The 26,112-nt window shown below is 56.8% G+C and carries 19 protein-coding genes; 7 read left to right on the top strand and 12 right to left on the bottom strand.

Going from position 1 to position 26,112, the window contains the following annotated elements; translation table 11 throughout:
- Nucleotides 1-5: 5 nt before the first annotated feature.
- Nucleotides 6-4,466 carry a glutamate synthase large subunit gene (gene gltB, locus ACMGG5_RS03495; RefSeq protein ID WP_032645059.1) on the bottom strand — a complete coding sequence of 1,487 codons (4,461 nt, stop codon included), beginning with the start codon at nucleotides 4,464-4,466 and terminating at the stop codon, nucleotides 6-8.
- A gap of 687 nt (nucleotides 4,467-5,153) precedes the next feature.
- On the opposite strand from gltB, the gene ACMGG5_RS03490 reads away from it, so the two are divergent.
- Nucleotides 5,154-6,095 (top strand): TIGR01212 family radical SAM protein, encoded by a 942-nt coding sequence (locus tag ACMGG5_RS03490; protein ID WP_248272504.1) that lies wholly within the window; start codon nucleotides 5,154-5,156, stop codon nucleotides 6,093-6,095.
- Here ACMGG5_RS03490 and ACMGG5_RS03485 read toward each other — a convergent pair.
- Nucleotides 6,075-7,577 carry a helicase HerA-like C-terminal domain-containing protein gene (locus ACMGG5_RS03485; protein ID WP_267215675.1) on the bottom strand — a complete coding sequence of 501 codons (1,503 nt, stop codon included), beginning with the start codon at nucleotides 7,575-7,577 and terminating at the stop codon, nucleotides 6,075-6,077. The genes ACMGG5_RS03490 and ACMGG5_RS03485 overlap by 21 nt on opposite strands.
- 137 nt (nucleotides 7,578-7,714) lie before the next feature.
- Between ACMGG5_RS03485 and ACMGG5_RS03480 the strand changes: the two genes are divergently transcribed.
- Nucleotides 7,715-9,349: a dihydroxyacetone kinase subunit DhaK gene (locus ACMGG5_RS03480; protein WP_420277527.1), complete on the top strand. Its 1,635-nt coding sequence runs from the start codon at nucleotides 7,715-7,717 to the stop codon at nucleotides 9,347-9,349.
- 49 nt (nucleotides 9,350-9,398) lie between these two features.
- On the opposite strand, the gene ahr is transcribed toward ACMGG5_RS03480, so the two are convergent.
- The 5 genes from ahr to pepA all read right to left on the bottom strand — a co-directional run bounded on the left by ahr (nucleotide 9,399) and on the right by pepA (nucleotide 16,057).
- Entirely contained in the window at nucleotides 9,399-10,418 is a 1,020-nt protein-coding gene (ahr, locus tag ACMGG5_RS03475) for an NADPH-dependent aldehyde reductase Ahr (RefSeq protein WP_032650403.1), read from the bottom strand.
- Between the two features lie 83 nt (nucleotides 10,419-10,501).
- Nucleotides 10,502-11,005 (bottom strand): GNAT family N-acetyltransferase, encoded by a 504-nt coding sequence (locus ACMGG5_RS03470; protein ID WP_048962175.1) that lies wholly within the window; start codon nucleotides 11,003-11,005, stop codon nucleotides 10,502-10,504.
- 123 nt (nucleotides 11,006-11,128) lie between these two features.
- Nucleotides 11,129-13,984, bottom strand: a complete 2,856-nt coding sequence (locus ACMGG5_RS03465) for a valine--tRNA ligase (RefSeq protein ID WP_420277526.1) — start codon at nucleotides 13,982-13,984, stop codon at nucleotides 11,129-11,131.
- On the bottom strand, nucleotides 13,984-14,427 hold the full coding sequence (holC, locus tag ACMGG5_RS03460; protein ID WP_008502815.1) for a DNA polymerase III subunit chi: 444 nt from the start codon (nucleotides 14,425-14,427) through the stop codon (nucleotides 13,984-13,986). The genes ACMGG5_RS03465 and holC overlap by 1 nt, the downstream gene beginning before the upstream one ends.
- Before the next feature lie 118 nt (nucleotides 14,428-14,545).
- Complete coding sequence (gene pepA, locus ACMGG5_RS03455; RefSeq protein WP_024906344.1) at nucleotides 14,546-16,057, bottom strand: leucyl aminopeptidase; 1,512 nt, start codon at nucleotides 16,055-16,057, stop codon at nucleotides 14,546-14,548.
- A 266-nt stretch (nucleotides 16,058-16,323) separates the two neighbouring features.
- Between pepA and lptF the strand changes: the two genes are divergently transcribed.
- The 5 genes from lptF to mtgA all read left to right on the top strand — a co-directional run bounded on the left by lptF (nucleotide 16,324) and on the right by mtgA (nucleotide 22,583).
- Nucleotides 16,324-17,424 carry an LPS export ABC transporter permease LptF gene (gene lptF, locus ACMGG5_RS03450; RefSeq protein WP_024906345.1) on the top strand — a complete coding sequence of 367 codons (1,101 nt, stop codon included), beginning with the start codon at nucleotides 16,324-16,326 and terminating at the stop codon, nucleotides 17,422-17,424.
- Nucleotides 17,424-18,506, top strand: coding sequence for an LPS export ABC transporter permease LptG (gene lptG / locus ACMGG5_RS03445; RefSeq protein WP_024906346.1), 1,083 nt, complete (start codon nucleotides 17,424-17,426; stop codon nucleotides 18,504-18,506). Before lptF ends, lptG begins: the two co-directional genes overlap by 1 nt.
- A 135-nt stretch (nucleotides 18,507-18,641) precedes the next feature.
- On the top strand, nucleotides 18,642-20,975 hold the full coding sequence (arcB, locus tag ACMGG5_RS03440) for an aerobic respiration two-component sensor histidine kinase ArcB (protein WP_420277525.1): 2,334 nt from the start codon (nucleotides 18,642-18,644) through the stop codon (nucleotides 20,973-20,975).
- 232 nt (nucleotides 20,976-21,207) lie between these two features.
- Complete coding sequence (gene elbB, locus ACMGG5_RS03435) at nucleotides 21,208-21,861, top strand: isoprenoid biosynthesis glyoxalase ElbB (RefSeq protein WP_032645081.1); 654 nt, start codon at nucleotides 21,208-21,210, stop codon at nucleotides 21,859-21,861.
- Nucleotides 21,858-22,583, top strand: a complete 726-nt coding sequence (gene mtgA / locus ACMGG5_RS03430) for a monofunctional biosynthetic peptidoglycan transglycosylase (protein ID WP_420277524.1) — start codon at nucleotides 21,858-21,860, stop codon at nucleotides 22,581-22,583. Before elbB ends, mtgA begins: the two co-directional genes overlap by 4 nt.
- Before the next feature lie 38 nt (nucleotides 22,584-22,621).
- On the opposite strand, the gene npr is transcribed toward mtgA, so the two are convergent.
- The 5 genes from npr to rpoN form a co-directional block, all read right to left on the bottom strand.
- The gene (npr, locus tag ACMGG5_RS03425; protein ID WP_003861872.1) at nucleotides 22,622-22,894 is read right to left on the bottom strand and encodes a PTS phosphocarrier protein NPr; all 273 of its coding nucleotides are present in this window, start codon (nucleotides 22,892-22,894) and stop codon (nucleotides 22,622-22,624) included.
- A complete protein-coding gene (rapZ, locus tag ACMGG5_RS03420) occupies nucleotides 22,891-23,745 on the bottom strand; it encodes an RNase adapter RapZ (RefSeq protein WP_014885397.1) in 855 nt (284 codons plus the stop codon). The genes npr and rapZ overlap by 4 nt, the downstream gene beginning before the upstream one ends.
- Nucleotides 23,746-23,790: 45 nt before the next feature.
- Nucleotides 23,791-24,282, bottom strand: a complete 492-nt coding sequence (gene ptsN, locus ACMGG5_RS03415) for a PTS IIA-like nitrogen regulatory protein PtsN (protein ID WP_008501443.1) — start codon at nucleotides 24,280-24,282, stop codon at nucleotides 23,791-23,793.
- 82 nt (nucleotides 24,283-24,364) lie between these two features.
- On the bottom strand, nucleotides 24,365-24,652 hold the full coding sequence (gene hpf / locus ACMGG5_RS03410; RefSeq protein WP_008501444.1) for a ribosome hibernation promoting factor: 288 nt from the start codon (nucleotides 24,650-24,652) through the stop codon (nucleotides 24,365-24,367).
- 22 nt (nucleotides 24,653-24,674) lie between these two features.
- Nucleotides 24,675-26,108, bottom strand: coding sequence for an RNA polymerase factor sigma-54 (gene rpoN, locus ACMGG5_RS03405; RefSeq protein WP_420277523.1), 1,434 nt, complete (start codon nucleotides 26,106-26,108; stop codon nucleotides 24,675-24,677).
- Nucleotides 26,109-26,112: the final 4 nt, after the last annotated feature.

Raw genomic sequence — 26,112 nt, 5'->3', positions numbered from 1 at the left:
ATTCCTTACTGCGCCTGCACGCGCAGCTCTGCTGCGCTACGACTACGGTGACCCAACAGGGCTTTAACATCGCTGGACTTCGGCTTAACCAGCGCGAATTTCGCAGAGAACGCCGGCCAGTTCGCCAGGATCTCTTCGCCGCGCGAAGAACCGGTATGCTGCACGTGTTCGGTGATCAAACCGCGCAGGTGTTCTTCGTGGATAGCCAGCGTATCAACGTCCAGCACTTCCACCAGCTCCGGGTTCACGCGTTTGCGGAACTCACCGTCTTCATCCAGGACGTAGGCAAAACCACCCGTCATGCCCGCGCCAAAGTTCACGCCGGTTTTACCCAGAACGCAAACAATCCCGCCCGTCATGTATTCACAACCGTTATCGCCAATGCCTTCCACCACGGTGATGGCACCGGAGTTACGCACCGCAAAACGCTCGCCCGCACGGCCTGCTGCGAACAGGCGACCGCCGGTCGCGCCGTACAGGCAGGTGTTACCGATGATGCTGGCTTCATGGCTGCGGAAGGCTGAGCCAACCGGAGGACGCACCGCCAGCAGACCGCCCGCCATGCCTTTGCCGACGTAGTCGTTGGCATCGCCGGTCAGGTAAAGCTCAACGCCGCCTGCGTTCCACACGCCGAAGCTCTGACCCGCGGTACCGCTGAAGTGCGCGGTAATCGGATCCGCCGCCAGCCCCTGGTCACCGTGCGTTTGCGCGATATAACCGGAAAGGGAGGCGCCCACGGAGCGGTCGGTGTTGCGGATATCAAACCAGAACGTTTTGCTCTGCTTGTCGTCCACATACGGCTTCGCCTGCTGCAGCAGCTGCGCGTTCAGTACGCCGTTATCGAACGGTGGGTTGTTCTCGGTGCAGTAGACCGCTTTGCCAGGATGCGGCTGCGCGGTTTCCAGCAGCTTGCTCAACTCCAGCTTTTGCTGTTTGGCGGTGAAGCCTTCCAGCTCTTTCAGCAGATCGGTGCGGCCAATCAGGTCTACCAGACGCTTCACGCCCAGCTGCGCCATCAGCTCGCGGGTTTCGCGGGCGATGAAGTCAAAGTAGTTGGTTACTTTGAACGGCAGACCGTGATAGTGATTCTTACGCAGCTTCTCGTCCTGGGTTGCCACGCCGGTTGCGCAGTTGTTCAGGTGGCAAATACGCAGGTATTTACAGCCAAGTGCAACCATTGGGCCGGTACCGAAGCCGAAGCTTTCCGCACCGAGGATCGCCGCCTTGATGATGTCGAGGCCGGTTTTCAGGCCACCGTCCACCTGCAGGCGGATCTTATGACGCAGACCGTTAGCCACCAGCGCCTGCTGGGTTTCCACCAGGCCAAGCTCCCACGGACAGCCCGCATATTTCACGGAGGAGAGCGGGCTTGCACCGGTACCGCCGTCGTAGCCGGCGATGGTGATGAGGTCCGCATAGGCTTTCGCCACGCCGGTGGCGATGGTGCCGACGCCCGGTTCGGAAACCAGCTTCACGGAGATCATCGCCTTCGGGTTGACCTGCTTCAGGTCGAAAATCAGCTGCGCTAAGTCCTCGATAGAGTAGATATCGTGGTGCGGTGGCGGGGAGATCAGCGTCACGCCCGGTACCGAGTAGCGCAGTTTGGCGATGTACGGGGTAACTTTATCACCCGGCAGCTGGCCGCCTTCGCCCGGTTTCGCACCCTGAGCGACTTTAATCTGAATCACGTCGGCGTTGACCAGGTACGCTGGCGTTACGCCAAAGCGACCGGATGCCACCTGCTTGATGCGGGACACCTTGTTGGTACCGTAACGGGCCGGATCTTCACCGCCTTCGCCGGAGTTAGAGTTGCCGCCGATGCTGTTCATGGCTTCCGCCAGCGCTTCGTGGGCTTCCGGGCTCAGCGCGCCGATGGACATCGCCGCGGTGTCGAAGCGTTTGAACAGCTCGGATGCCGGCTCAACCTCGTCAATGCTGACCGCTTCATCACCCGGGTTCAGGGCAATGAGGTCGCGCAGCGTTGCCGCCGGACGGTTGTTCACCAGCTCAGCATACTGCTGATAATCACGGTATTCGCCGCTCTGAACCGCCTGCTGCAGCGTGCGCACCACGTCCGGGTTGTAGGCGTGGTATTCGCCGCCGTGAACGTATTTCAGCAGACCGCCCTGATCCAGCGGCTTACGTGCCAGCCAGGCGCGTTTGGACAGGTTCACCAGATCCTGCTGGAAGTCAGCAAAACCGGCGCCGCCGATGCGGCTGACCACGCCCTGGAAGCAGAGGTTGGCGACCTCGTCATGCAGGCCGACCGCTTCAAACAGCTTCGAGCAGCGGTAGGAGGCAATGGTCGAGATGCCCATTTTGGACATGATCTTGTACAGACCTTTGTTGATGCCGTTACGGTAGTTCAGCATCACCGCGCGGTAATCTTTGTCGATCGCGCGGGTATCCACCAGACGGGCCAGCGTTTCGTAGGCCAGGTACGGGTAGATCGCCGTCGCACCGAAGCCCAGCAGCACGGCAAAGTGGTGCGGATCGCGCGCGCTTGCGGTTTCCACAATGATGTTGGCGTCGCATCGCAGGCTCTTATCGACCAGACGCGTCTGGATAGCGCCAACCGCCATCGGGGCCGGTACCGGCAGACGGTTTTTCGCGATGTTGCGGTCGGACAGCACCAGCAGAACGGTACCGTTACGCACCATCTGTTCGGCTTTGTCACACAGCGCATTCACCGTCTCTTCGAGGCTCGCTTCGTTCACGTCGAAGGTAATATCGAGCGTGTCGGCGCGGTAGTGCTCCTCTTTCATGGTGGTAAGCTGTTTGAAATCGGAGTACAGCAGGATCGGCGATTTAAAGGTCAGACGGTGTGCCTGGCCTTCGGCCTCGCAGAAGACGTTCATCTCGCGACCGATGCTGGTGGCCAGCGACATCACGTGTGCTTCACGCAGCGGATCGATCGGCGGGTTGGTGACCTGCGCGAACTGCTGACGGAAGTAATCGTAAATGATGCGCGGCTGGCTGGAGAGCACGGCAAACGGGGTATCGTCACCCATCGAGCCGACCGCTTCCTGGCCGTTCTCACCGAGCACGCGGATGACGGAGTCCAGCTCTTCTGCGCTGTAGTTAAACTGCTTCTGGTAGCTTGCGAGGGTATCGTCGTCCAGCTCGCGGCTGCCCACTTCTTCGTCCGACAGATCTTCGAACGGCACCAGACGACGCACGTTTTTCTCCATCCACTCTTTGTACGGATGGCGGCTTTTCAGATCGTTGTCGGTTTCGGCGGAGTGCAGGATGCGCCCACCGCGGGTGTCGATTACCATCAGCTCGCCCGGACCGACGCGGCCTTTCTCGACCACTTCGTCAGGCTGGTAATCCCAGATACCGACTTCAGAGGCGCAGGTGATGAGCTTGTCTTTGGTGATGACGTAGCGCGCCGGACGCAGACCGTTACGGTCCAGGTTACAGGCGGCAAAACGGCCGTCGGACATCACGATGCCCGCCGGGCCGTCCCACGGCTCCATGTGCATGGAGTTAAAGTCGAAGAACGCGCGCAGCTCAGGATCCATATCCGGGTTGTTCTGCCAGGCCGGTGGCACGAGCAGACGCATGGCGCGCACGATATCCATCCCGCCCGCCAGCAGCAGTTCCAGCATGTTATCCATCGAGCTGGAGTCAGAGCCGGTTTCGTTCACGAACGGTGCGGCATCGTGCAGATCGGGGATCAGTGGCGTCTGGAACTTATAGGTACGGGCGCGGGCCCACTGGCGGTTACCGGTGATGGTGTTGATCTCGCCGTTGTGCGCCAGGTAGCGGAACGGCTGAGCCAGCGGCCAGCGTGGAACGGTGTTGGTGGAGAAGCGCTGGTGGAACAGGCAAATGGCCGATTCCAGACGCAGGTCCGCCAGGTCCAGGTAGAAGCGCGGCAGGTCAGCCGGCATACACAGACCTTTATAGATGTTCACCAGGTTAGAGAGGCTACAGACGTAGAACTCTTTATCGTCCTGGAGACGTTTTTCAATACGGCGGCGGGCAATAAACAGACGGCGTTCCATATCACGCGGACGCCAGCCCGCAGGCGCGTTGACGAAAATCTGTTCAATACGAGGCAGCGAGGAGAGGGCGATTTCACCGAGTACCCCTTCGTTGGTTGGCACATTGCGCCAGCCGACAATCGACAGGGTTTCACGCTGAAGTTCTTCTTCGACGATGCGGCGTGAGGCGGCAGCCTTTTCAGGATCCTGATTCAGGAACAGCATGCCGACAGCGTAGTTTTTGGCTAAACGCCAGCCGCGCTCTTCCGCCACGATGCGGAAGAAACGATCCGGTTTTTGCAGCAGCAGGCCGCAACCGTCGCCGGTTTTACCATCGGCAAGGATGGCGCCACGGTGCTGCATACGGGCCAGTGCGTGAATAGCAGTACGCACTACCTTGTGGCTAGGTTCGCCTTCTATGTGGGCGATCAGGCCGAAACCACAGTTATCCTTCTCAAGGGATTTATCGTACAACATATCAGTGAACCTCCCCAGGCTCGTCGGGCTTCCCACTGAACTTTACCGTGGCGCACAGGCACAGAAAGAGCATGGCGACGGGGTTTGCGTTTCATACGCGGACCTCGCATTCGCCCTCTTTTTCATCCTTTCGCGCAGGTAAACAAGTTTGAGGACTTGCTTCAGAGGGAATCTCAATTACTGCATAAATATGATGAGCAGGCCGCTCATCCAGAAAGCTTCCAGCGGATTTCCAACTTATCGGGAATTGGTACACAGGTCAAATGGCATTCTTATTTATACAAAAATGTGCTAAAGAGAGTTTATCTGATTGTAATTAAAGGATATTTAACTATATTTACATTGATTATATGCCCTGACAGGACGTAGCGGAGTGTGATCTGACTCACTATATGTAAGCGGTATTATCAATGTAGCGTGCTGAATAGCGGTTTTATAGCAGAATAATAATCTGGCATTGTCTTCAAACCCGCATAAAGTCACTGTTTTTCAGTAACGGCGCTATAAATGAAAAAAACAATCAGAACATAAGGAAAAGTAATCACGAGTAGCGTGAATGAAATTGCAGTAATCCTGAGTATTTATTCATATAGATAAAGGCCGTCCAGGGCGATTGATCCAGGTCATCGCCGACAGAGGCTAAAAGTGGCAGGCTTGTCCCCTTTCTTCGGGACGGTCTATCAGATTATGCAGTTACAGAAATTAGTCAATATGTTTGGTGGGGATCTTTTGCAGCGGTACGGGCAAAAGGTTCATAAGCTGACGCTGCACGGCGGGTTTAGCTGCCCGAATCGTGATGGCACCATCGGGCGCGGCGGCTGCACCTTCTGTAACGTTGCATCCTTTGCTGACGAAGCCCTGCAGCATAAATCTATCGCGGAACAGCTTGCCCATCAGGCCAGCCTGGTGAACCGCGCGAAGCAATATCTGGCCTATTTCCAGGCCTACACCAGCACGTGGGCGGAGGTGCAGGTGCTGCGCGCTATGTATCAGCAGGCCGTCAGCCAGGCTAACATCGTTGGGCTGTGCGTGGGCACGCGCCCGGACTGCGTGCCGGACGCGGTGCTGGACCTGCTCAGCGAGTACAAAGAACAAGGCTACGAGATCTGGCTGGAGCTGGGCCTGCAAACCGCGCACGACAAAACCCTGCACCGTATTAACCGTGGCCATGATTTCGCCTGCTACCAGCGCACCACGCGCCTGGCCCGTGAGCGCGGGCTGAAGGTCTGTTCGCACCTGATTGTTGGGTTACCCGGTGAAGGTCAACAGCATGGTCTTGAAACGCTGGAAAAGGTGGTTGAGACCGGCGTGGACGGCATTAAGCTGCACCCGCTGCATATCGTGAAGGGAAGCATTATGGCGAAAGCCTGGGAAGCGGGGCGGTTAAACTGTATTGCGCTTGAGGACTATTCAGTGACGGCGGGGGAGATGATTCGCCACACGCCGCCGGAAATCGTCTACCACCGCATCTCCGCCAGCGCCCGCCGTCCAACGCTTCTGGCACCGCTATGGTGTGAAAACCGCTGGACGGGGATGGTGGAAATCGACCGCTATCTGCAGGAGCACGGTGTGCAGGGTTCGGCGCTGGGCCGCCCGTGGGTTCCCCGTCTACCGGCGACGGCCGCCTAACAGACTCCCCAGCATGCCGCGCACGATCTGATTGGTGACCTGTCGGGCTGCGCTTTTCGCCATGGTCTGCACTACGCCGTCGCGTTTGCCGCCGCGCGGCCCGGTGCTGCCGAACAGAATGTCTTTGAGCCCACCGAGAATGCCGTCATCCACGGCGACTGATTGCCCTTTAGCGGCAGGTGCATCCTGCGATTCCGTTGTCGCCTGGACCCCTTTTTGCAGCATCTCGAACGCGGACTCGCGATCCACCTCGTCTTCGTATTTCCCGTAAACCGGAGAGTGGTTAATCAGGCCGTTGCGCTCATCGTCGGTCACCGGCCCCATGCGCGAGCAGGGGGCAATCACCATGGCGCGTTCCACCACGGACGGGCTGCCCTTCGGATCGAGGAACGAGATCAGCGCTTCACCGGTGCCTAACGCCTGAATCGCCGCTTCGGTATCAAAGGCCGGATTGGCGCGCATGGTTTGCGCGGCGGCTTTCACCGCTTTCTGATCTTTCGGCGTAAAGGCGCGCAGGGCATGCTGCACGCGGTTGCCGAGCTGCCCGAGCACGTTGTCGGGGATATCCGACGGGTTTTGCGAGACAAACCAGACGCCGACGCCTTTGGAGCGGATCAGGCGGATAACCTGTTCGATCTTATCCAGCAGTACCTGAGGTGCATCGTTAAACAGCAGATGCGCTTCGTCAAAGAAGAACACCAGCTTCGGTTTTTCCAGATCGCCTGCTTCGGGTAATTGTTCATAGAGTTCGGAGAGCATCCACAGCAGGCTGGCGGCGTAGAGTTTCGGCATCTGGTAGAGCTTCTCTGAGCTCAGGATGTTAATAATACCTTTGCCACTGCTGTCGGTGCGCATCCAGTCTTTGATATCCAGCATGGGTTCACCGAAGAAATGTTCAGCGCCCTGTTGCTCAAGCGTCAGTAGCCCACGCTGAATGGCGCCCACCGAGGCGCTGCTGATGTTGCCGTACTGGTTCTGGAAGGATTTGGCGTTATCGCCGATATACTGCGTAATGGCGCGCAGATCTTTGAAATCAAGCAGCAGCAGCCCCTGATCGTCGGCAATGCGGAAGATAATATTCAGCACGCCGGACTGCACGTCGTTGAGGTTAAGCAGACGGGCCAGCAGCAGCGGGCCAAGATCGGAGACGGTGGCGCGCACCGGATGGCCTTTCTCACCAAAAATATCCCACACCACCACCGGATTGTTATGCGGCGTCCAGTCCGTGATGCCAATATTTTTCAGCCGTTCGAGCAGTTTTTCAGAGGCCGCTCCTTCCTGAGCCACACCGGTTAAATCGCCTTTTACGTCAGCCATAAAGACCGGTACGCCAATCTCCGAAAGCGACTCCGCCAGCTTTTGCAGGGTGACGGTTTTCCCCGTCCCGGTCGCGCCGGTGATCAGACCGTGGCGGTTCGCCATCGCGGGCAGTAAATAGAGCTCTTTTTCCAGCGTCCGGGCAATTAACAATGGTGTACTCATGATGCGCTTCCTCTCTTAGTCCTGGGTGGAGTATAGGCAACCTGATAGCAATTTGGTTGAGTAAATTCCTGACTTTGCGGCGCATTATCCAGCGCGGACTATGCTTTTGCATACGGTTCACAAAATAGTGGGAAACTATGTCCAGATTCTTCTTTAACGATCGCAAACAGCTGGTCAACGATGCCATTGAAGGCATACTGCTTTCTGCGCCACATGCCAATCTCGTCAAGCTTGATATCGATCCGGCCATCAGGATCGTCGCACGCGGCGACTGGGACAAAAGCCGCGTGGCGGTGATCTCCGGCGGCGGCTCAGGCCACGAACCCGCACACGCCGGGTTTGTCGGCAAAGGGATGCTGACGGCGGCAGTGTGCGGCGATCTGTTTGCCTCGCCGAGCGTGGATGCGGTGCTGAATGCCATTGTGGCGGTCACGGGCGATCGCGGCTGTCTGCTGATCGTCAAAAACTACACCGGCGACCGCCTGAACTTTGGTCTGGCGGCCGAAAAGGCCAAGCGCTATGGCCTGAAGGTGGAGATGGTGATTGTGGCAGACGATATCGCGCTGCCGGATAACAAGCAGCCGCGCGGTATTGCCGGTACGGCACTGGTGCACAAGATTGCGGGCTATGCGGCGGAGCAGGGGAAATCGCTGAGCGAGGTGCGGGATATTGCGCAACAGGCCTGCGATAACCTCTGGAGCCTGGGCGTTGCGATGCAAACCTGTAATCTGCCGGGCAGCGACGATGAAGAGGGGCGCATTAAGCAAGGCCACGTCGAGCTGGGTCTGGGCATTCACGGCGAGCCCGGCGCTTCCGTCGTAGATACGCAGAACAGCAAAGCGATTATCGACACGCTGGTGACGCCGCTACGCGCGCAGGCGGGAGAGGGGCGCTTTGCGGTATTGATTAACAATCTTGGCGGCGTATCGGCGCTGGAGATGGCGCTGCTGACCAAAGAGCTGGCGCATTCGGCGCTGAAAGAGGAGATCGCGTATCTGATAGGCCCCGCGCCGCTGGTGAGCGCGCTGGATATGAAAGGCTTTTCTCTGACGCTGCTGAAGCTTAACGATTTCTTCGAAAAGGCGATTCACGCCGAGGTTGAAACGCTGGGCTGGCAGAAGCCCGTGGCGTTTGCGCCGCTGCGCACCGTGGCGCATAGCGCTATTCACGATCGCGTGGAATACACCCCGTCTGACAATCCGCAGGTGGGTGAGTATGTCTCCTCGGTAACGAGGACGCTGATCCAACTCGAAAACCGTCTGAACGCGCTGGATGCCAAAGTGGGCGATGGCGATACCGGCTCCACCTTTGCGCAAGGGGCGCGGGATATTGCGCAGCGCCTGGAGGAGAACACGCTCCCGCTTAATGACGTGTCTAAGCTGCTGCTGCTGGTTGGCGAGCGGCTGGCTACGGTGATGGGCGGGTCGAGCGGGGTGCTGATGTCGATCTTCTTTACCGCGGCCGGGCAAAAGCTGCATGACGGACACGCCCTGCCGGATGCGCTGTTGAGCGGACTGGCGCAGATGAAGCAGTACGGCGGAGCGGATCTTGGCGATCGCACGCTGATCGATGCGCTGCAACCGGCGCTGGAGGCGTTACAGAAAGGCAATATTCAGGCGGCAGCGCAGGCCGCGCAGCAGGGCGCAGAAGCAACGTCGAAAATGGCGAAAGCCGGCGCGGGACGCTCGTCGTATGTCAATAAAGAGAACCTGGATGGGGTGATGGATCCGGGAGCGGTCGCGGTAGCGGAAGTATTTAACGTATTGGCGTAGCAGTGAAAGTAGGCCGGGTAAGGCGAAGCCTCCACCCGGCAAACTCACATCAGAAATCTGCTTTCAGCACCACGCGATAACGGGCTTTGCCGTCGCGCACGTGCTGGATGGCTTCGTTGATTTTCGACATCGGGTACAGTTCCGTAGTCGGCGCCACTTTGGTGCGTCCGGCAAACTTCATCAGTTTGCGCAACTCGAACGGCGTGCCGGTCGCAGAGCCGGATACGCTGCGATCCCCGCCGATCAGGGTAAACGCCGGAACCGGCAGCGGCTTCATGACGGCACCCACGGTGTGGAAGTTACCGCCATAGGCCAGCGCTTCAAAGTACGGCTGCCAGTTGAGATCGACGTTGACGGTGTTGATGATCAGGTCAAACTGACCCGCCAGCGCGTTCAGTGCTTCAGGATCGCGGCTGTTCACGACTTTATCCGCACCCATCGCCAGCACTTCTTTCTCTTTCGCCGGGTTCGAGCTGAACGCCGTGACTTCGCAGCCCATCGCGTGCAGTAGCTTGATGGCGATATGCCCAAGGCCACCGATACCGATGACGCCCACGCGGCTGGTGGCGGTGATATGGTGCATCAGCAGGGGTTTGAAGACGGTGATACCGCCGCACAGCAGCGGACCGGCGGATTCGATATCAATGCTGTCCGGCAGCGGGATGACCCATTGCCAGTCGGCGCGCAGCTTGTCGGCGAAACCGCCTTTGTTCAGAATGGTGGGAACGGCGCCTTCGAGGCAGTTGATCTGATTGCCGCTGATACAGGCATCGCAGTGACCACAGCTGCGCGCTGTCCAGCCAATGCCTACGCGCTGGCCCACTTTCAGCCCTTTGTCCTGCGCGGCGCTACCGAGCGCCACGACGCGGCCAATGACCTCGTGCCCGGCAATCAGTGGATAGCTTGAAAAGCCCCATTCGTTGTCGATCATTGAGAGATCCGAGTGGCAGATCCCGCAGTAATCAACCTGTACTTCGACGTCTTCTGCTTTTAGTTCGCCTGCATCGTACTCGTACAGCTCAAGTTCTGCACCCGCCTGCGGTGCGGCGTAGCTTTTTATCTTTGACATCGTGTTTCCCCCGTTGTGGTGTGAACTGAGAGTGTAGAGTATTCAGTTCAGCGCCGCTTAACAGAAGGGGGCAGCAAAGATATTTACAGACTTTTCAGCATCCTGACTTCGCAATCAACATGGCCGGTACAGCCCAGCGGCGCATCGATATGCTCAAAGCCCAGATGTTCATACAGGCCGATGGCCTCTTTGAGGAAGGCGGTCGTTTCCAGGTAGCACCGGGTAAAGCCCTGCTTGCGCGCGTGGTCCAGCGCCATCAGCGCCAGCTTTTTTGCCAGTCCTTGTCCGCGCGCCGCTGGCAGGAAATACATTTTCTGCAGTTCGCAGATGTCCGGCTCGCTGCAGCTGAGGGGCGCCACGCCGCCACCGCCCACCACCTGGCCATTCTGCTCGATTACCCAGTAGGCATGCCCTGGCTGGCTGTAGAGCTGGAAAAGCGCGTCCAGGTTCGGGTCCGCAACCGTGTAGCCTTTGTCAGCCGTCAGGCCATATTCGGCAGAAACGGTGCGGATAACGGCGGCGATAGCCGGATTATCCTGCTCAGCGATCCGACGCATCGTCGTCGCGACGGGGGTAATCACGCTCATAGCATTACTCATTACAAAAATTGACACATAACTGCTGTTAATAGCACCGCAGAAGGGGGAGTGCAAGCGAGGAGTTTTCAGGAAGGTTACCCCTTACGCCCTGAAGCGTAAGGGGTAAAAGCATTACAGCGCGGCGATAACCGCCTGCTGCTCAATCAGCTTGGTCTTCGCATCGGCGAAGGCAACCAGACGCTCACGCTCTTTCGCGATGACCGCTTCCGGCGCGCGGGCGACAAAGCCTTCGTTCGCCAGCTTGCTTTCGATTTTGCCAATTTCCACGTCGACTTTCGCCACTTCTTTCGCCAGACGAGCCAGCTCAGCGTCTTTGTCGATCAGACCTGCCATTGGGATCAGCAGCTCGGCGCCGTCGATGATTTTGGTCACGGAAACCGGACCTTTGTCATCCGCAGGCAGCACGGTGATGCTTTCCAGACGCGCCATGGTCTTGAGGAAGGTGTTGTTCTCGGTGACACGGCGAACAGCCGCTTCGCTGCAGCCGCGCAGCAGCAGTTCCAGCGGTTTGCCAGGGGCGATGTTCATTTCAGCACGAATGTTACGCACCGCCACGATCGCCTGTTTCAGCCACTCGGTATCCGCCGACGCCGCTTCATCAACCTTAGCCGCATCGAATTCCGGGAACGGCTGCAGCATGATGGTGTCAGCGTTGATGCCTGCAATCACCTTCACGCGCTGCCAGATGGTTTCGGTGATAAATGGAATGACCGGATGCGCCAGGCGCAGCAGACCTTCCAGAACGGTAATCAGCGTGTTGCGCGTGCCGCGCAGCTCCGCCTCAGTACCGCCGTTCATCACCGGCTTCGCCAGCTCCAGATACCAGTCGCAGAACTGGTTCCAGGTGAATTCATACAGGATGCCCGCCGCGATATCGAAGCGGTAGCTGTCCAGCGCCTCGCGGAACGCTTTCACCGTCTGGTTGAATTCCGCCAGGATCCAGCGGTCCGCCAGAGATAGGGTCATTTCGCCGCCGTTGAAGCCGCAATCCTGATCTTCGGTGTTCATCAGCACGAAGCGGCTGGCGTTCCACAGTTTGTTACAGAAGTTACGGTAACCTTCCAGACGCTTCATGTCCCAGTTGATGTCACGGCCGGTAGAGGCCAGTGCCGCCAGGGTGAAGCGCAGGGCGTCGGTACCGTGAGACTCGATCCCGTTCGGGAACTGCTTCTCGGTGCGCTTGCGGATTTTCTCCGCCAGCTGCGGCTGCATCATGTTACCGGTACGTTTTTCCAGCAGCTCTTCCAGAGAGATACCGTCAACCATGTCCAGCGGGTCAATCACGTTACCCTTGGACTTGGACATCTTCTGGCCTTCGTCGTCGCGGATCAGACCGGTCATGTAGACGGTATGGAACGGAACCTGCGGCTTGCCGTCTTCGTCTTTGATGAAGTGCATGGTCATCATGATCATGCGGGCAATCCAGAAGAAGATAATGTCGAAGCCGGACACCATCACGCTGGTCGGGTGGAACTGACGCAGCGCGTCGGTGTTTTCTGGCCAGCCGAGGGTGGAGAAGGTCCACAGCGCGGAGGAGAACCAGGTATCCAGCACGTCTTCGTCCTGACGCAGCGCAACGTCCGCGCTCAGGTTGTTTTCCTGACGCACTTCGTCTTCGGTGCGGCCAACGTAGACGTTGCCGTCGTTGTCGTACCACGCCGGAATACGGTGACCCCACCACAGCTGGCGGGAGATACACCAGTCCTGAATATCGCGCATCCAGGAGAAGTACATGTTTTCGTACTGTTTCGGCACGAACTGAATGCTGCCGTTCTCAACCGCTTCAACAGCCGGTTTCGCCAGCACGTCGGCACGCACGTACCACTGGTCGGTCAGCATTGGCTCGATAACCACGCCGCCACGGTCGCCGTAAGGCACGGTCAGATCGTGAGGTTTAATTTCTTCCAGCAGGCCGAGTGCGTCGACGGCAGCCACGATCGCTTTACGCGCGGCAAAGCGTTCCAGCTTCTGGAACTCCGCCGGGATGTCGCTGGAGTAAACGTCAGACTCTTCGCCTTTGGTGTCATACACTTCTGCGCTTTCGCGGATATCGCCGTCGAAGGTCAGGATGTTGATCATCGGCAGGGCGTGACGACGACCGACTTCATAGTCGTTGAAGTCGTGCGCAGGGGTGATTTTCACGCAGCCGGTGCCTTTTTCCATGTCGGCGTGTTCGTCGCCCACAATTGGAATACGGCGGTTTACCAGCGGCAGCACCACGAATTTGCCGATCAGATCTTTATAACGTGGATCTTCCGGGTTAACGGCCACGCCGGTATCGCCCAGCAGGGTTTCCGGACGGGTGGTTGCGACCACCAGGTAATCTTTACCGTCGGCGGTTTTCGCGCCGTCGGCCAGCGGATAGCGGATGTGCCACATGGAGCCTTTAGACTCGCGGTTTTCCACTTCCAGGTCAGAGATGGCGGTGCGCAGTTTCGGATCCCAGTTTACCAGGCGTTTGCCACGGTAAATCAGGTCTTCTTTGTACAGGCGGACGAAGACTTCTTTCACGGCGTTGGACAGGCCTTCGTCCATGGTGAAGCGCTCGCGCTCCCAGTCCACGGAGTTGCCAAGGCGGCGCATCTGACGGGTAATGGTGCCGCCGGATTCCGCTTTCCACTGCCAGATTTTGTCGATGAACGCGTCGCGACCGTAGTCGTGGCGGGTTTTTCCTTCTTCAGCGGCAATTTTACGCTCAACCACCATCTGGGTCGCGATACCCGCGTGGTCAGTCCCCGCCTGCCACAGGGTGTTTTTACCCTGCATGCGCTGGTAGCGGATCATGGTATCCATGATGGTCTGCTGGAAAGCATGACCCATATGCAAACTGCCGGTGACGTTCGGCGGCGGGATCATGATGCAGAAGGACTCTTTGCTTTCGTCGCCGTTAGGCTTGAAATAGCCCTGCTGTTCCCAGTGCTCGTAAAGCGGCTGTTCGATATCGCGTGGGTTATATGTCTTTTCCATTATTTCCAGGTTGCCGTATTCAGGTTAAAACCAGCCAGGCGGTACGCTTTATAGCGTTCGCGCGCCAGTTGTTTCAAAGATTCTTCGTAAGGGACAAAGTCTACCACTTCTGTGAAAGCGGTGGCAAAATCTGCAAAATCTATCCGCAGGCTAATCAGAATATCGCGCGCGCTGCTGTTGCGCTTTTGCGGCCAGGCAATTTCAACGGGTGCTCCACCGCGCGGGCCTTCGCCCGACAGGTTATGCGGGACAAAACTCTCCGGCGGACGCGCCCACAGCGCCTCATCAAGGCGAATAGCCTGCTGTTCATCTTCACAGGCAATCAGAACGCGTTTACCTGCGCGCCAACGTTCTGCGGCAATTTCACACACCAGCTGTTCGACGGCGCTGAGGCCATCCTGATGGGTGTCGTTGTCCAGAAGGTAGAACGTTGCATTCTTCATATATGGGGCTTCTTGTCGTGGATTTAAATGCAAAGCCGGGTGGCGCTACGCTTACCCGGCCTACGGTTGAGTGACGCTGTAGGCCGGGTAAGGCGAAGCCGCCACCCGGCGTTTTACATCATTCGTCGCCGTTAAAACCCGCGCGATTGAGCAGGAACTGCGACAGCAGCGCCACTGGACGACCGGTTGCGCCTTTGGCTTTGCCGGAGCGCCATGCGGTGCCCGCGATATCCAGGTGCGCCCAGTTGTACTTGCGGGTGAAGCGTGCCAGGAAGCAGCCCGCGGTGATCGCCCCGCCAGGACGTCCACCGATGTTTGCCATATCCGCGAAGTTAGACTCCAGCTGCTCCTGATATTCGTCACCCAACGGCAGACGCCATGCGCGGTCACCGGCCTGTTCCGAGGCGCCGATAAGCTCGTGCGCCAGCGGATTGTGGTTCGACATCAGGCCGGTGATGTGGTGGCCCAGCGCAATCACACAGGCGCCGGTGAGCGTGGCGACGTCAATGACCGCTTCAGGCTCGAAGCGCTCAACGTAGGTCAGCACGTCACACAGCACCAGACGGCCTTCGGCGTCCGTATTCAGCACTTCAACGGTCTGGCCGGACATGGTGGTCAGCACGTCACCCGGACGATAAGCACGCCCGCCAGGCATGTTTTCGCAGCCCGCCAGTACGCCGATAACGTTAATCGGCAACTGAAGTTCAGCGACCATGCGCATCACGCCGTAAACCGCCGCCGCGCCGCACATGTCGTATTTCATCTCGTCCATGCCTTCGGCAGGCTTGATGGAGATACCGCCGGAATCGAAGGTCAGGCCTTTACCGACCAGCACGACAGGGCGCGCGTCTTCGGCCGGGTTGCCCTTGTACTCGATGACGGACATCAGGGATTCATTCTGCGATCCGTTACCGACCGCCAGGTAAGAGTGCATCCCGAGCTCTTTCATCTGCTGTTCGCCGATGACGCGGGTAATGACGTTTTTGCTGTAGGCGTCGGCCAGCTGACGCGCCTGAGAGGCCAGGTACGCCGCGTTACAGATGTTAGGCGGCATGTTGCCGAGATCTTTGGCCGCTTTAATGCCGGCTGCGATCGCCAGACCGTGCTGGATCGCGCGTTCGCCGCTGGTCAGTTCGCGACGGGTTGGCACGTTAAAGACCATTTTACGCAGCGGACGACGCGGCTCGCTTTTATTGGTCTTCAACTGATCGAAGCTGTAGAGGCTCTCTTTTGCCGTTTCGACCGCCTGACGCACTTTCCAGTAGGTGTTACGCCCTTTGACGTGCAATTCAGTCAGGAAGCAGACGGCTTCCATTGAGCCGGTATCATTCAGCGTATTGATTGTTTTCTGAATCACCTGCTTATACTGACGTTCATCCAGCTCGCGTTCTTTGCCGCAGCCAATCAGCAGAATACGCTCTGACAGTACGTTCGGAACATGGTGCAGTAACAGCGTCTGCCCAGGTTTGCCTTCCAGTTCGCCACGGCGCAGCAGGGCGCTAATATAGCCGTCACTGATTTTATCGAGTTGCTCGGCGATCGGGGAGAGTCGGCGTGGTTCAAAGACGCCCACAACGATGCAGGCACTCCGCTGTTTCTCCGGGCTACCGCTTTTTACACTGAACTCCATGCACTACGCTCCTGAATCTTAAAGACAACGGCGGCTGCTACGGATAGAATTGAAACCTTTCGTAACTCATGTCCGCTGTTGTGGTGACTTCGTGTTAATCTTACGTTACTACGGTTTCGACACGTCAGAAAAAGTCCTGAAGCGTGAATCCGCTGGATGTTTTAATCTTAGCGATGATTTCGACGACTCAAGAGAATAAATGACGTTTAAGCCATGAAACAAGCGAAATTCCTGCAAAGAGACGGGTTTTTACGGGCGTATTTAAAGTGATAATCATAAGATATCTGGTGCGGGAGACGCTCAAAAGCCAACTGGCGATCCTCTTCATCCTGCTGCTGATTTTTTTCTGTCAGAAGCTGGTTAAGATCCTCGGTGCGGCCGTTGACGGCGAAATTCCAACAAATCTGGTGCTTTCCCTGCTTGGTTTAGGGATCCCGGAAATGGCGCAGCTCATCCTGCCGCTAAGTCTTTTCCTTGGCCTGCTCATGACGCTTGGGAAACTCTACACCGAGAGTGAAATCACGGTGATGCATGCCTGTGGCCTGAGCAAAGCGGTACTGGTGAAAGCGGCCATGATACTGGCGCTGTTCACGGGTATTGTTGCCGCGGTGAATGTGATGTGGGCGGGCCCCATGTCTTCCCGTCATCAGGACGAAGTGCTGGCCGAAGCGAAAGCCAACCCCGGCATGGCGGCGTTAGCCCAGGGGCAGTTCCAGCAGGCGACCGACGGCAACTCCGTGCTGTTTATTGAGAGCGTTGACGGCAGTAAATTCAACGACGTCTTCCTGGCGCAGTTACGTCCCAAAGGTAACGCGCGTCCTTCCGTGGTGGTTGCAGATTCCGGTCAGCTTGCTCAGCGCAAAGATGGTTCTCAGATCGTGACGCTGAATAAAGGCACCCGTTTCGAAGGCACCGCGATGCTGCGCGACTTCCGTATCACGGATTTCCAGAACTATCAGGCCATTATCGGCCATCAGGCGGTGGCGCTCGATCCAACGGATACCGAGCAAATGGACATGCGGACCCTCTGGAATACCGATACCGACAGAGCGCGCGCTGAGTTCCACTGGCGTATTACGCTCGTCTTCACCGTGTTTATGATGGCGCTGATTGTCGTTCCGCTGAGCGTGGTGAACCCTCGCCAGGGACGCGTGCTCTCTATGCTGCCGGCGATGCTGCTTTACCTGATCTATTTCCTGCTGCAAACCTCGATTCGTTCTAACGGCGCGAAGGGTAAGCTGGACCCTATGGTCTGGACATGGTTCGTCAACAGCCTGTACATCTTACTGGCGCTAGGGTTAAACCTGTGGGATACGGTGCCTGTGCGCCGCATACGTGCCCGATTCTCGCGTAAAGGAGCCATCTAATGCAGGCGTTTGGCGTTCTTGATCGCTATATCGGTAAAACCATTTTTACCACCATCATGATGACCTTGTTCATGCTGGTGTCGCTCTCCGGCATTATCAAATTTGTCGATCAGCTGAAAAAAGCCGGGCAGGGGAGCTATGACGCGATGGGCGCGGGGATGTATACCCTGCTCAGCGTGCCGAAAGATGTGCAGATCTTCTTCCCGATGGCGGCCCTGCTGGGCGCGCTGCTGGGGCTGGGAATGCTGGCGCAGCGTAGTGAGCTGGTCGTTATGCAGGCCTCAGGCTTTACCCGCATGCAGGTCGCGCTGTCGGTAATGAAAACCGCGATCCCACTGGTGCTGTTGACCATGGCGATCGGCGAGTGGGTCGCGCCGCAGGGCGAACAGATGGCGCGTAACTACCGTGCGCAGGCAATGTACGGTGGCTCACTGCTCTCGACTCAACAAGGTTTATGGGCGAAAGACGGTAAAAACTTCGTCTACATCGAGCGGGTAAAGGGGAATGACGAACTGGGTGGGGTGAGCATCTACGCTTTCGATGACCAGCGCCGTCTGGAGTCCGTTCGCCACGCCTCTTCGGCGAAATTTGACGCCGAACATAAGCAGTGGCGGTTGTCCCAGGTTGATGAATCTAACCTGACCGATCCGAAACAGATTACGGGTTCTCAGACGGTAACCGGGACGTGGAAGACCAACCTGACGCCCGATAAGCTCGGGGTCGTGGCGCTGGATCCAGACGCGCTCTCCATCAGCGGTTTACACAACTATGTGAAATACCTGAAGTCGAGCGGGCAGGATGCGGGACGTTATCAGCTCAACATGTGGAGCAAAATCTTCCAGCCGATGTCCGTGGCGGTGATGATGCTGATGGCGCTGTCGTTTATCTTCGGCCCGTTACGCAGCGTGCCGATGGGCGTGCGCGTCGTGACCGGTATCAGCTTCGGCTTTGTGTTCTACGTGCTCGACCAGATCTTCGGTCCGCTGACGCTGGTTTATGGCATTCCGCCGATAATTGGTGCGCTGCTGCCAAGCGCCAGTTTCCTCCTGATCAGCCTCTGGCTGTTGTTGAAACGCTCCTGATTGACCTCTCCTCGCTTCCGGTTCACCGGGAGCGAGGCTAATCTCCTGTTTCACCCCGCACTTTTTCTCACAACCTTCAACGCCTCGCCCTGAATTTGAGTATTATTGAGCGATAAAGTCGTGAAGGGATCCTCTATGAAGCAAATTCGAATGCTTGCCCAGTATTACGTCGATCTGATGATGAAGCTTGGGCTGGTGCGTTTCTCCATGCTGCTTGCGCTGGCGCTGGTCGTTCTGGCCATTGTCGTGCAAATGGCCGTCACCATGGTTCTGCATGGTCAGGTCGAGAGTATCGACGTCATCCGCTCCATCTTCTTTGGATTACTTATTACCCCCTGGGCGGTCTACTTCCTTTCCGTGGTGGTTGAACAGCTGGAAGAGTCCCGTCAGCGTTTGTCTAAGCTGGTCGATAAACTGGAAGAGATGCGCGAGCGAGACCTGAAGCTCAACGTCCAGCTTAAAGACAACATTGCGCAGCTGAACCAGGAGATTTCAGATCGTGAGAAGGCGGAGGCCGAGCGCCAGGCCACGCTGGAGCAGCTGAAAATCGAAATGAAAGAGCGCGAGGTCACGCAGATCCAGCTTGAGCAGCAATCCTCTTTCCTGCGGTCGTTCCTCGATGCTTCGCCGGATCTGGTGTTTTACCGTAATGAAGATAAAGAGTTTTCCGGCTGTAACCGGGCGATGGAGTTGCTCACCGGGAAAAGCGAGAAGCAGCTGATTAACCTGAAACCGCAGGACGTTTACTCTGAAGAGGCGGCGGCCAAGGTCATGGAGACCGACGAAAAAGTCTTCCGTCATAACGTCTCGCTGACCTATGAACAGTGGCTGGATTACCCGGACGGACGCAAAGCCTGCTTTGAGATCCGTAAGGTGCCCTACTATGACCGCGTGGGGAAACGCCATGGCCTGATGGGCTTTGGCCGCGACATTACCGAGCGTAAGCGCTATCAGGATGCCCTTGAGCGTGCCAGCCGCGACAAGACCACCTTTATCTCCACCATCAGCCACGAGCTGCGTACGCCGCTTAACGGCATCGTCGGGCTGAGCCGTATTCTGCTGGATACCGACCTGACCGCAGAGCAGGAAAAATACCTCAAGACTATCCATGTTTCGGCGGTCACGCTGGGTAATATCTTCAACGATATTATTGATATGGATAAGATGGAGCGCCGTAAAGTTCAGCTTGATAATCAGCCTGTTGATTTCACCAGCTTCCTTGCCGATCTGGAAAACCTGTCCGGCCTGCAGGCGCAGCAGAAGGGGCTAAGTTTTGTCATGGAGCCAACCCTGCCGCTGCCGCATAAAGTGGTGACTGACGGTACGCGTTTGCGCCAGATCCTGTGGAACCTTATCAGCAACGCGGTGAAATTTACCCAGAAGGGGCAGGTTGCGGTGCGCATCCGCTTTGACGAAGGCGACATGCTGCACTTTGAGGTAGAGGACTCCGGGATGGGTATTCCGCAGGAGGAGCAGGACAAAATCTTCGCCATGTACTACCAGGTGAAGGACAGCAACGGCGGAAAACCAGCTACCGGAACGGGCATTGGCCTGGCGGTCTCTAAACGACTGGCGAAGAGCATGGGGGGCGATATCACCGTTGCCAGCCAGCCGGGTAAAGGGTCAACCTTCACGCTGACGGTCCATGCGCCGGCGGTGGCGGAGGAGGTTGAGGATACCTTTGAAAATGACGATATGCCGCTGCCTGCGCTGCACGTCCTGCTGGTGGAAGACATTGAGCTGAACGTGATCGTGGCGCGCTCCGTGCTGGAAAAACTGGGCAACAGCGTCGATGTCGCGATGACCGGTAAGGCCGCGCTGGAGATGTTTAAACCGGACGAATACGATCTTGTTCTGCTGGATATTCAGTTACCGGATATGACCGGGCTGGATATCTCACGCGAGCTGACGCGTCAGTACGCGGCCGACGAACTGCCGCCGCTGGTTGCCCTGACGGCGAACGTGCTGAAAGATAAAAAAGAGTATCTCGATGCCGGTATGGACGATGTACTCAGCAAGCCGCTGGCGGTGCCTGCTCTGACCGCCATGATTAAGAAGTTCTGGGATACCCGTGATGAAGAGGAGAGCACCATGACGTCTGTTGATAGCGCAAAAGCCCAAACGATACTCGATACCGCGATGCTGGAGCAGTACATCGATCTGGTCGGCCCGAAACTGATTACCGATGGTCTGGCGGTGTTCGAAAAAATGATGCCGGGCTATCTGAGTGTGCTGGAATCAAACCTGACGGCGCGTGACCAGAAGGGCATCGTGGAAGAAGGACATAAAATTAAAGGTGCCGCCGGTTCGGTTGGCCTACGCCACCTGCAGCAGTTGGGTCAACAGATTCAGTCGCCTGATTTACCTGCATGGGAAGATAACGTGGGTGATTGGGTTGAAGAGATGAAGCAAGAGTGGCAAAACGATGTGGCGGTGCTTAAAGCCTGGGTTGACGCCAGAAAAAAATGACCCCGGATTAACCGGGGTGCGCGAATACTGCGCCAACACCAGGGAAATCGTGGCTGCGCCTGTTTTTAAACGTTATTTTCGAAAGGGCGCTGCCTGAAAAATTTAGGCCGCACGCAGATAAGATAGCAAATCTTAAATGGTTTGTTACATGAATCAGTGAAATGTGTGAAGCATAGCGTTTTAATCAAAATTATTAATGTGCTTCAGCAAGTTGCAGAAAAGGATTGTCATGATGAAAAAGATTGGTGTCGTGCTGAGCGGATGCGGTGTTTACGATGGTTCTGAGATACATGAAGCCGTAATCACACTGCTGGCCCTGGCTAAGCAGGGAGCAGAGGTGATTTGTTTTGCGCCAGACAAAAATCAGGCGGATGTGATTAATCATCTGACCGGTGAGCCGATGGCGGAAACCCGTAATGTACTGATTGAAGCCGCGCGTATTGCGCGAGGTGATATCCATCCTCTTATTCAGGCAGACCCTACAGAGCTTGATGCGCTCATTGTGCCGGGTGGGTTTGGCGCGGCCAAAAATCTCAGTACCTTTGCTGCGCAGGGCGCGGAGTGTCAGATCGATCCTCATCTGAAAGCGCTGTCACAGGCCATGCATGCGGCAGGAAAGCCGCTGGGCTTTATCTGTATCGCACCGGCGATGTTGCCTAAGATTTTTGATTTCCCGCTGCGCCTGACCATCGGGACGGATATCGATACCGCAGAGATCGTCGAGGAAATGGGGGGCGAACACGTTCCGTGCCCGGTAGATGACATTGTGGTTGATGAAGATAACAAAATTGTCACCACGCCTGCGTATATGCTGGCGAAGAATATTGCAGAAGCGGCTATGGGGATCGAAAAGCTGGTCGCCCGCGTGCTGGTGTTGGCTGAATGAGTCGTCAATCCGGTGCCGGCGCGTGGGTAAAACGTACCCTGTTGCGCATCGTTCTGATGCTGGCGGTGTTTTGGGGCGGTGGACTCGCCCTGTTCAGCATTATGCCAGTCCCGTTCTCCGCCGTAATGGTTGAGCGCCAGCTCGGCGCGTGGCTCGGCGGCGATTTCAGCTATGTTGCCCACTCTGACTGGGTAAGCATGGACGAGATCTCGCCGTTCATGGGGCTGGCGGTCATCGCGGCGGAGGACCAGAAATTCCCGGAGCACTGGGGGTTCGACGTGGCGGCCATTGAGAAGGCGCTAGCCCATAACGAACGCCATGAAAACCGCGTGCGCGGTGCCTCAACCTTGTCGCAGCAGACGGCCAAAAATCTGTTTCTGTGGGACGGCCGCAGCTGGGTGCGAAAAGGGCTGGAAGCGGGGTTAACCCTGGGGATGGAAACGGTCTGGAGCAAAAAGCGCATTCTGACCGTCTATCTCAACGTCGCTGAATTTGGCGACGGTATTTTTGGCGTGGAAGCTGCCGCGCAGCGTTATTTCAATAAGCCAGCCAGCCGTCTGAGCATGTCAGAAGCAGCATTTCTGGCCGCTGTCTTACCGAATCCCATCCGCTTTAAAGCCAGTGCCCCATCAGGGTACGTGCGAAGCCGTCAGGCGTGGATCCTACGCCAGATGAATCAGCTGGGTGGAGAGGGTTTTATGCAGCGTAATAATCTTATGTAGGGCGGGTAAGCGCAGCGCCACCCGCCGAGGGGCGAACGCTAGTCTTCGTCAAATCCGGCGTTAAACAGGGCAATCACCGCCGCCAGCGCTTCCTCTTCCTGAGGTCCGGTGGCTTCGACTTCAATCTGGCGCCCTTTGGCGGAATCCAGCATTAGCAGGGCGATCACGCTGTTCGCTTCCGCTTCGGTACCTTCGTCATTCCGCAGCAGAACCTCAGCATCGAAACCCTGCATCAGCTCAAACAGTTTCATCGCCGGGCGTGCATGCATACCCAGCTTATTGGTGATCTCAACGGTTTGTTTTACGGTCATGTTTTACGTTTTTCCAGCGTGCGATGACGGGACTGAACGTTCTTCCCGCGCGAGCGGAAATAGTCGGCCAGCTGTTCGGCGATATAAACCGAACGATGTTTACCGCCGGTACAGCCAATCGCCACCGTCAGGTAGCTACGATTGTTTGTCTCCAGCATAGGTAACCATAGCTCAAGGTAGCTTCGCGTCTGGTAGATAAAATTGTGAACTTCTGTGTGCCGGTCGAGGAAGGCCGCGACGGGTTTATCCAGACCGGTCATGGGACGCAGCTTCGGATCCCAGTGCGGGTTAGGCAGGAAGCGCACGTCGAAAACGTAATCCGCATCAATCGGAATACCGTGCTTAAAGCCGAAGGATTCGAACACCATCGTCAGTTCGCGCTCGCGCTTGCCCAACAGTCGGGTACGCAGCATTTCCGCCAACTCGTGAACGGACATCTCAGAGGTGTCGACAATCAGGTCGGCACGAGAACGCAGCGGCTCCAGCAGGTCGCTCTCTTCATCGATCGCGCTCTCCAGAGAGAGGTTCTTACTGGAAAGCGGGTGCAAGCGACGGGTATCGCTGTAGCGGCGGATCAGCGTATTGCGGTCTGCATCGAGGAAAAGCAGCTGAGGCGAGAACGCATCAGGCAGGTTGCTCATGGCCTGTTCGAAGATCTCTGGCGATTCAGGCATGTTACGGACGTCGATGCTGACGGCGGCAGAGGTTTGCCTCTCCGCAAGCGTACGGGCCAGGTCAGGCAATAACACGACCGGCAGGTTATCGACGCAGTAAAAACCCATGTCTTCCAGCGCGCGCAGAGCAACGGATTTCCCCGACCCTGAACGGCCACTGACAATCATCAGCACCATGTTCCGTTTCTCCTCAGGACAACAGATGTGAAGGCCATCTCCTGGTTATGCATCATCCTGATTGCCTTCTGCTTCAGTGATAATCTGATAGAGCTCTTCATCACTTTGGGCCGAGCGCAGTCGACGGCAAATGGTTTTGTCAGCCAGACGCTTGGCGACCAGCGACAGCGTATGCAGATGGGTTTTAGTCTGATCGGCAGGCACCAGCAGCGCGAAGAGGAGATCGACGGGCTGGTTATCAATGGCATCGAAGGCGATGGGTGTTTCAAGCTGCACAAACACACCAACGGCACGCAGGGTATCCTCTTCCAGTTTGCCGTGCGGGATCGCGATGCCGTTGCCGATACCGGTACTGCCCATTTTTTCACGGGTCAGAATCGCTTCGAATACCACCTGCGGCGGCAGGCCCAGCTGTTTTGCAGCCAGTTCACTGATGATCTCCAGCGCACGTTTTTTGCTCTGGCAGTGAACCGCACTGCGGGTACATTCCTGGTTAAGGACATTGCTCAGTTGAAGAGCGGAATCGTTGTTCATCATAATTTCACCTAAGCGCTAACTGTACAAATGGCCTGTTGTGTTTCACAACAGGCCGTCCTGCACCCGTTAACTGCCCGGACAATTAGTGTTGTTTCAGTTTATCTTTATGTTTATTGAGCTGTCGTGCAAGCTTATCAATCAAGCCGTCGATAGCAGCGTACATGTCTTGTCCTTCCGCACTGGCATGCAGTTCACCCCCGTTAACATGCAGGGTGGCATCCGAGATATGAGTCACTTTCTCCACTTTCAACACAATATAGACCTGATTGATCCTTTCGAAATACTGCTCGAGTTTTGCAAACTTCGCGTTCACAAAGTCGCGTAAAGCCTCAGTAATTTCGACGTTTTGTCCAGTGATGTTGAGCTGCATAGTGTCTTCCTTATCGGTTGTGTCAGACCAGCTGTTTACGCTGGTTGGACGGCGGAATGGATAAAGACTCTCGATACTTCGCAACAGTACGACGTGCCACCATAATACCCTGATCGGACAGCATGGTGGTTAACTTACTGTCGCTTAGTGGCTTCGCGGGATTCTCCGCGGCGATCAACTTCTTCACCAGGGCACGAATGGCCGTTGACGACGCTTCGCCGCCGCCTTCGGTATTCACATGGCTGGAGAAGAAATACTTAAGCTCAAAAATACCGCGTGGACTGTGCAGATACTTCTGCGTGGTGACACGGGAAATGGTTGATTCATGCATTTCGACGGCCTGGGCGATATCCGCCAGTACCATCGGTTTCATATACTCTTCGCCCTGCTCAAAGAACGCCTGCTGCTGTTCGACAATACAGCGGCTGACGCGTAGCAGCGTATCATTTCGGCTCTCCAGACTTTTGATCAGCCATCGCGCTTCCTGCAAATTGCTACGAATATATTGATTGTCGGAGTCGTTACGCACGCTGGTGCACATGGAGGCATACTGCTGGTTGATTTGCAGGCGAGGGATGCTGTCTGAATTCAGTTCAACGACCCAGCGGCCATTGTGTTTTCTGACCAGCACATCCGGGATGACGTACTCGGGCTCGCTGGTCTGGATCGACTGTCCCGGGCGCGGATCGAGCGACTGGATCAGATTCACCGCTTCTTTCAGCACCTCTTCCTTCAGGCGCGTGACGCGCATCAGGGTGCGGAAATCGTGGTTCGCCAACAGATCCAGATGATCGCTGATGATTAAGCGCGCCTCGTCGAGCCATGGCGTCTCTTTGCTGAACTGAGAAAGCTGGATTAGCAGGCAGTCGCGCAGATCTTTTGCGGCCACGCCTACCGGATCGAAACGCTGGATGCGCTTCAGAACGGCTTCAACTTCCTCAAGCTCAATCTCGTCGTCGCCCATGCTTTCCAGAATATCGTCCAGCGTGACGGTCAAATAGCCGGTGTCGTCAACGGCATCGACAATTGAGGTGGCAATCGCGCGGTCGGTATCGGAGAAGGGTGTGAGTTCCACCTGCCACATCAGGTAATCCTGCAGTGACTGGGTGGTTTCGCCCTGGTAGACCGGTAGCTCATCATCCTGGTAGTCTGCACGCGTACCGGAAGGGGTTCCGGCGGTGTAGATTTCATCCCAGCTGGCATCCAGCGGAAGCTCGTCCGGCATCTCTTTTTGTTCGAGTGCATCCGCGGTGTCGAGCGCTTCTGTATCCTGCGATTGCTGGGTATCTACCTCGTCATGAAGATCGGTTTGTTCCAGCAGGGGGTTGCTGTCCAGCGCCTGCTGGAGCTCCTGCTGAAGTTCTAACGTGGACAGTTGCAACAGGCGAATTGCCTGCTGTAGCTGCGGCGTCATCGCCAGTTGTTGGCTGAGCCTTAATTGCAAACCTTGCTTCATGTTC

Source organism: Enterobacter sp. BNK-34 (assembly GCF_048684445.1).
In the GTDB taxonomy this organism is placed as follows: domain Bacteria; phylum Pseudomonadota; class Gammaproteobacteria; order Enterobacterales; family Enterobacteriaceae; genus Enterobacter; species Enterobacter pseudoroggenkampii.
Note: the sequence above shows the minus strand (reverse complement) of the source record. Positions and strands in the feature narration are given on the sequence as shown.